Here is a 6,238-nt window from a genome sequence, read left to right as displayed (position 1 = left end):
CAAGTGAACCTTGCTGCCCATGCCAAATCAGGTGGAGCGGGCCAGCCTCAATGGAAGCCTTCACGCGCCGTCCGTATCATTCCGCCGATCGCGCCAGCCGGAACCCCACATTGCCGAACTGCGCCGCCGGCCCCAGCCGATAGCGGTAGGATGGCCGAGCCGAGCCGGGAGATCGGGAGAAGGATCCGCCGCGAACGACGCGAAAGGTGCAAATCGCCGAATCGACCGCCCCGCCCCCCTGGGGAGCGTCCAGCAGAGTGTCGGTCCAGCAATCCTGCACCCATTCGGCGACGTTGCCCGTCATGTCGTGAAGCCCCCAGCGGTTGGGTGGAAAGCTTCCCACAGGGCGCGCCGCGTCCATGTCCACGCCGCTGGGGCAATCGCCCTTGACGCGGGAACAGGCGGCGTAATCGGGCGTGGTCCGCACGGTGTGCAGGCAGTTTTCGTCCTCCGACGGCGGTGCGCATCGCCGCACCTGATCTTCCGCCAGATACTCGACGGTGTGGCGGCCGGCACTACCGGCGCGGGCGGCGATCTCCCATTCGGATTCGCTGGGCAGGTGATAGCGCTTTCCGGTCTTGCCGTTCAGCCAGACGATATAGCGTTGCGCCGCGTCCCACGACACATTGGCCACCGGATTGCGCCCGCGCGCCTGCTCCTCGGGATGCTGGTCGTCCTCCACCCAGTCGCAGCCGCCGTCTACGTAGCAGGCGTCCCATTCGGCGAAGGTCACCTCGCGGGCGGCGATGTCGAACGCCGCGATCTCCACCATGCGGGCGGGTAATTCGCTTTCCGGGCAAGGCGGCTTGCCGCCGGGGCCTTCGACGCATCCCACCAGTCCCAGCGTGCGGGGGATGGCGATCATGCCCGGTTCGATCACCCGATCCGCGTGGTCACGCGCCGCTTTGGCCCGTTCGCGCTGGAAACGGGCGATGCGGTCGATCAGCCCTTGCAGCTCCTCCCGGCTGAAGCCGGGCGGCAAGCGGCTCCACAGCCGCTCCCGCGCTTCGGGGGAACCTTCCAGATAGGCGTCCATCCACGACCACATCGCCTTCCTGCGGGCGTCCTCCTCCGCTACCGTGTTCCTGGGGGGCGGCGCCGGATGCCAGGCGATCAGAGGCTCCAGCCCCCGCAACTGGGTGCGGTGGACCAGAGCGCCATAGATTTGCAGCACCGCCAAGCCGATGACGGCCATTTGCCCGCAGTACCATGCCGTGCGCCGCCAGGAGAACCCGGCCTCCTTGCCGCCCACCCGGACCATGAAGACGACGAACAGGAAGAAGATCGAGACGACCAGGCATTCGGTCCAGATGTGGATGAACGCCAGGGCGACCCGCGGGTTGCGCCAATCGAAATGCGGCGCGTCGAGAAAGCTCCCGATGCCCAGCATGAACACCACGCCGATCCAGACGATCACATACCCCAGCCGCGCCACGTCGAGACCGTAGCGCCACAGCCAGCGCGGTCGGACCCACCGCGATTCCACCAGCGCACGATGATGCCCGGCGAACGGCGGGTCGCCGGTGCGGTTGAACCAGTCCCCGAACGTCTCCCCGGCCTGCCGTTCGCGGCGATAGACCAGATAGGGAAGCGCCAGGACGGCGATCAGGAAGGCGAGGGATAGGTATGCTTCCACGGAAGACGGAAATCCACGGCCCATGATCAACCTTGCAGGCGAACGGCTCCCGCGCGGGCGTGCATTCGGCACGGCCGGCGACCGGTGTGGCAATGAACGCCATTCGCACGCCTCGCGCCTATGGGGGATTTTCCCCGTGTGCCGCGTCGCCCCTTTCCATGGCGAGCCGATCATGCAATCAAATTGGTCGAGTAACCCGGAATGATGCCCTGCCATGGATGCCCCGCCGTTGCCCTTTCCCGTGACGCCTGCAATCCTCCAGGACGGCCGTTTCGTCCTGTCGCGCATGGTGCTGGGAACCGCCGCGGCGAGCTGGATGCTCGCCAGCCCGGTCCTTGGGATGCTCCCGCCTTTCGTCCTCGCCGTGATCCCGGTGGTGGCCGCTTTGGCTCTGGTGGCGGGGCGGTTCGACCTTCTGGCGAAACTGGCCGCGGCGGGCGCCTTCGTCGTCGGCGCCCTCGGCTGGTGGATCGCAAGGGGACCGGGTGGGGATGTCACCGTGGCCCTGGTGTCCGCGCTGCCGGCAGGGTGGCTGATCTGGTACGTCCTCCACCTCCTGCGGGAGGACGACCGTGCCGGACTGTGGAATGCCCCCCACGCGGTGTCTGCCGCCATGGCCTGTTGCGCGGTGATCGCCTGTGGCGCGTGGAGCGTCGCCCTATGGGCGCTGCGGGAAGGAGGGCATGCGGAGTTGTACGGCCTGCAAGTCGCCCTGCTGTGGGTGTGGATGCTGGCCAGCCTGTGGTGCGCCAACACCGGCTATCCGGCTCTGAAGGCCATGCGGGAACGGTTCGGCGCCGGATCGGCGCCCCATGACCGCCTGCAATCGCAGGAAGGCGTGGCGCTGTTCGGCGTCTGGTTCGCTCCCTGGGCGTTGGGCGCGGCGACGCTGTTCATCGACGTTGCCGGACGCGGGCCGTTCGATCATCTGCTGCATCCCGAACGAACCATGCCGCTGTGGGTTTCGGCCATTCCTCTGGTGGTCGGCCTCAGTGCGCTCAACGCCTTGCGGGTGCTGCACGCTTTGTTGACCGCGCCGCGACTGGCGGCCGATGCGCCGCGCGACGCCATGCTGGAGGAAGACCGATGAACACGCTTGTCCAACGCTGGCTGATGGCGGCACTGGCCGGGCTGTGCCTGTGCGGCGGGACGCCGCCCGTCGCCGCCTTCAGCTTCGACGACATGGAAAAGATCGATCAGGCGGAGCAAGGCGAGTTGCTGGAGGCGGCCAAACTTGCGGCTGCCGCGGAGGACTTCGCCCGCGCCCGTGCCCTGATCGGGCAGGCGCGTGTCAAGCATTACGCGCCCCAGGCGGTGGCGGAGGCGGAAAGCACGCTGCGTCAGGCGGAAGCGGCGCGTGACGAACGGGTGCGCCGCGAGGTGCAGGCCCGCCTGGCGCGGGAGGAGGCGGAACGGCGCGCACGGGAGCAGGCGAACGCCCGTACCGGCGGCGCAAACTGCAACGCAGTGGCCACCAACGGCGGGCTTTGGCAGTACTGCACGTCGGGCAGTTGCAACGGCTTTGTCCGAAATGACGCCCTGTGGACACTGTGCGAGCGGGACAGCTATGCCGGCTACGCCAGTAATCTTTGGGTGTGGCGCTATCTGGAGCAGGGAGATGTTTCCGGCTTCGCCAAGGATTATCCGGTGTGGAGCGCGGCACAAAAACAAGCGGGATCTTTCGCCAGCCGCAAGCGCTTCATCATCTATTACATGAACGGCTACATTTACGAATAACGACCCGCCGCTTTTCAGCAAGGAAAGGAAATCCGGAGGATGAAACTGTACCAAACGGTTTGGCGGGCGGTCGCCGTCGCCGCGCTGTGCGGCGCACTTCTATCGCCCTCGGCGGCACGGGCCGATGATCGTGGCATGTTGCGTATCGTCACCGAACCGGGCGATGCGCAGATTTTCATCGACGGCAAGCGCAGGGGCAGCAGCCCGGCGGAAGCGGGGCAGTCCTTCGCCGTGAAGTTGGAGGAAGGGATCCATGTGGTGGAGGCGCGTAAAACGGAGGGTAGCAGTTTTGAATACTACGTCCGCCGTGACGACGTGTTTGTCGCTGACGGCACCATGCAGACATTGACATTGAAATTGGCTCGTAAATTTATTGGGAAGGGGTTCGAGCCGGAAATGGTCGCCGTGCCTGCCGGCAGCTTCCGCATGGGCTGCATGGACAACAGGGAGGGCTGTCCAGATGCCTTGCCAGTGCGCTTAGTGAACGTCTTCGCCTTTGAAATCGGCAAGTATGAGGTGACCTTCGATCAATGGGACGCCTGCGTTGCCGACGGCGGCTGCACCCATATGCCAGGTGATGAGGGCTGGGGCCGGGGCAACCGTCCGGTGATCAACGTGTCCTGGAACGACATCCAGAGCTATCTGGCGTGGCTGAACCGGAAGACCGGCAAGCGGTATCGCCTGCCCAGCGAGGCGGAGTGGGAATACGCCGCCCGGGCCGGGACCGGAACCAGCTATTGGTGGGGCAACGCAGTTGGGTCGAACAACGCCAATTGCTACAATTGCGGTTCTCGTTGGGATAACAAGCAGACGGCGCCGGTGGGGTCGTTCAAGCCAAATCATTTTGGCCTGTATGACGTGCATGGCAATGTCGGGGAGTTGGTGGCGGATTGTTGGCATGGCAGCTACAAGGGCGCACCTTCCGATAGCTCGGCTTGGACGACTGGGAAATGTGAAGACCGCATTACTCGCGGAGGTTCCTGGTTCAGGTATCCGTGGAATTTCGCCTCCGCCTACCGCGTCTACATCTCGCCCGACTTCCGGGTCAACGACGTTGGCTTCCGGGTTGCTAGGACAATCACCCCATAATTCTTAGCCGCTTTACTTCGTGAGAGACGCATCCGATGGAAAGACGGAGACGGGAGGGACTAGGGAGGGGCGGAGTCCCTCCCTGGTCGTGCAGCGACCCGAATCGGTTTCGAGGGTGAACGCCTTAATTCAACGCAACCAACAGGCCGACCGCCGCCAGCGCGAGGGGCAGCGCCGCCGGCCCGGCGAGGCGGGCGAACCCGCCCCGGTCGGCGAAGCGGCGGGCGAACAGGAACCAGCCAACGCCGATTCCGATTCCTGCCAACCAGCCGACCCATTCCAGACCCTCCGGGATCTTTCCGGCCTGGATTAGCACCTCCCGCATCATCATCGCTGCGATCAGCGACCACACGGGGCGGATCCACACCTCCGCCGTCGTGCGTGCGGCGCGGGCGAACGGGTTTTGCGTGGCGGGATCGGGTCGGCGGCCCCATCCCCGGAACATGCCCGACAGCCACCACGCCACGGGCAGGGCCAGCGTGAAGCCCAGGGGGATGGGCAATCCGGTTTTCAGCGCCAGCATGCCGCCAGCCGCCTGCGCCAGCACCAGCGTCCACAGCACGCGGAAGAACAGAAAAGCAATACGCCCGAAGGTCCAGGGGTGCGGAGAGTCCATGATCGCGAGTCCGACGATGTCTGCCTCGTTCCGATTGATGACAGGGGAAGGCCGCGAAGGAAACCGGCAATGTGAGCGAGACGGGAGGTTTCCCCTTTGCTCGCCGTCGGCCCTGCGTGCCCAGCGGGTCAGTGACGGTTTTCGCCTGGGTGAGGGATGGGTGCGATGCAGGACGGTGGCAACACTGACCGGCATCGATTCCTCGTCCAGGCGCGTGCGGAGGTTCACAAAGGTCTTTTCAAACTGTCGCGACCTGATTTGGGTTGAGGCAGTTTGCACGTTTTCGCCTCGAATCGTCGTGCTTACGCTTCAGTGCTCAACGAAATCGTTGCGCGGTCTTGCTGAGATGAGTCCAGCATGTGCGATGTATGCAAAATTATTTCTGCCAAAAATTCTTTTGTCAGCGTATTGTTGTAAATAAATTTATGTATGAATACTGATTTCATGAAGAAAAATAGCTCCTAAAGAACCGCTGTTCGGTTATCTCTGGAGAGGAAGTCGGGAAGGAAAGCAAGCCATGGCGTCTACGACACCGCTTGCAAGGGGGCTGCCACCCCCGTTGACCCCCGCATCACTCTGGGAGAGCAAGATGATTTCTGCCGAAGATCCTTCAACGTACGCCGCGAACTTTTGGGGGCGCTGGCTGCTCGACACCCTGGAAGATACGCTCGACCAGGCGGCCAGCGACGGCGTCCCGTGCGATGCGCTCGGCATGGCGTCCGCCTTCATCGCCTTCGGCACGCAGCTCGGCGTCCATGCTGGCGGCGTCTCCTCCGAGGACATGGCCCGCTACCTGCGGGCCGTTGCCGCATCGTTCGACGCGGGGCTTCCTTTCCTTCCCGCCCTGGCCTGGTTCGACGTGGAGGGCTGACCGATGGACTCGGCCCGCCCGGCAAAACGCATCCACGTCGTGAGCTTCCGGTTGACCGACGCCGAGGCCGCCCATGTCGATGCGGCCGCCGGCACGGTGCCGGGTCGCTCGCGGCAGGACTGGTGCCGCGCCGCCGCCCTTCGTCTGGCCGGTGCGGTGGTGCCGCCCCCGCCGGCGACACGGCGCACGCCGCCGCGTCGGCTCCCGAAGGCCGATCGTGCCCCGGGACGTGGTGTCTGAGAGGGCCTGTGTGCTCTTCGGCGAGCTGAAGCTGCCGGGCTACTCCGCT

General features: G+C 65.0%; 7 protein-coding genes. 5 read left to right on the top strand and 2 right to left on the bottom strand.

The window, feature by feature from the left end:
* Positions 1 to 76: 76 nt before the first annotated feature.
* Positions 77 to 1,636 (bottom strand): formylglycine-generating enzyme family protein, encoded by a 1,560-nt coding sequence (locus QSG27_RS27080; protein WP_306711703.1) that lies wholly within the window; start codon positions 1,634 to 1,636, stop codon positions 77 to 79.
* Between the two features lie 214 nt (positions 1,637 to 1,850).
* On the opposite strand from QSG27_RS27080, the gene QSG27_RS27075 reads away from it, so the two are divergent.
* From QSG27_RS27075 to QSG27_RS27065, 3 genes are read left to right on the top strand one after another with little or no spacing between them, the layout of a single operon-like run.
* On the top strand, positions 1,851 to 2,726 hold the full coding sequence (locus QSG27_RS27075; protein WP_306711701.1) for a hypothetical protein: 876 nt from the start codon (positions 1,851 to 1,853) through the stop codon (positions 2,724 to 2,726).
* Positions 2,723 to 3,373 carry a hypothetical protein gene (locus tag QSG27_RS27070; protein ID WP_306711699.1) on the top strand — a complete coding sequence of 217 codons (651 nt, stop codon included), beginning with the start codon at positions 2,723 to 2,725 and terminating at the stop codon, positions 3,371 to 3,373. Before QSG27_RS27075 ends, QSG27_RS27070 begins: the two co-directional genes overlap by 4 nt.
* A 39-nt stretch (positions 3,374 to 3,412) precedes the next feature.
* A complete protein-coding gene (locus QSG27_RS27065) occupies positions 3,413 to 4,462 on the top strand; it encodes a formylglycine-generating enzyme family protein (protein WP_306711697.1) in 1,050 nt (349 codons plus the stop codon).
* 124 nt (positions 4,463 to 4,586) lie between these two features.
* Here the strand turns inward: QSG27_RS27065 and QSG27_RS27060 are convergent, their stop codons facing one another.
* On the bottom strand, positions 4,587 to 5,306 hold the full coding sequence (locus tag QSG27_RS27060; protein ID WP_306711695.1) for a hypothetical protein: 720 nt from the start codon (positions 5,304 to 5,306) through the stop codon (positions 4,587 to 4,589).
* A 361-nt stretch (positions 5,307 to 5,667) separates the two neighbouring features.
* Here QSG27_RS27060 and QSG27_RS27055 point away from each other — a divergent pair, with 361 nt between their 5' ends.
* Together QSG27_RS27055 and QSG27_RS27050 are read left to right on the top strand one after the other, a co-directional pair.
* Positions 5,668 to 5,949, top strand: coding sequence for a hypothetical protein (locus QSG27_RS27055; RefSeq protein ID WP_306711692.1), 282 nt, complete (start codon positions 5,668 to 5,670; stop codon positions 5,947 to 5,949).
* Between the two features lie 3 nt (positions 5,950 to 5,952).
* Positions 5,953 to 6,189 (top strand): hypothetical protein, encoded by a 237-nt coding sequence (locus tag QSG27_RS27050; protein ID WP_306711690.1) that lies wholly within the window; start codon positions 5,953 to 5,955, stop codon positions 6,187 to 6,189.
* Positions 6,190 to 6,238 lie beyond the last annotated feature (49 nt).

It is taken from the genome of Azospirillum isscasi, from assembly GCF_030849505.1.
GTDB classification, from domain to species: Bacteria; Pseudomonadota; Alphaproteobacteria; order Azospirillales; family Azospirillaceae; genus Azospirillum; species Azospirillum isscasi.
The sequence above is the reverse complement of the archived record's forward strand: the minus strand, read 5'-3'. Positions and strand labels throughout refer to the sequence as shown.

Coding starts and splice junctions, on each gene's coding strand:
- QSG27_RS27075 (WP_306711701.1), top strand. CDS start 1,851: ATGGATGCCCCGCCGTTGCCCTTTCCCGTGACGCCTGCAATCCTCCAG.
- QSG27_RS27070 (WP_306711699.1), top strand. CDS start 2,723: ATGAACACGCTTGTCCAACGCTGGCTGATGGCGGCACTGGCCGGGCTG.
- QSG27_RS27065 (WP_306711697.1), top strand. CDS start 3,413: ATGAAACTGTACCAAACGGTTTGGCGGGCGGTCGCCGTCGCCGCGCTG.
- QSG27_RS27055 (WP_306711692.1), top strand. CDS start 5,668: ATGATTTCTGCCGAAGATCCTTCAACGTACGCCGCGAACTTTTGGGGG.
- QSG27_RS27050 (WP_306711690.1), top strand. CDS start 5,953: ATGGACTCGGCCCGCCCGGCAAAACGCATCCACGTCGTGAGCTTCCGG.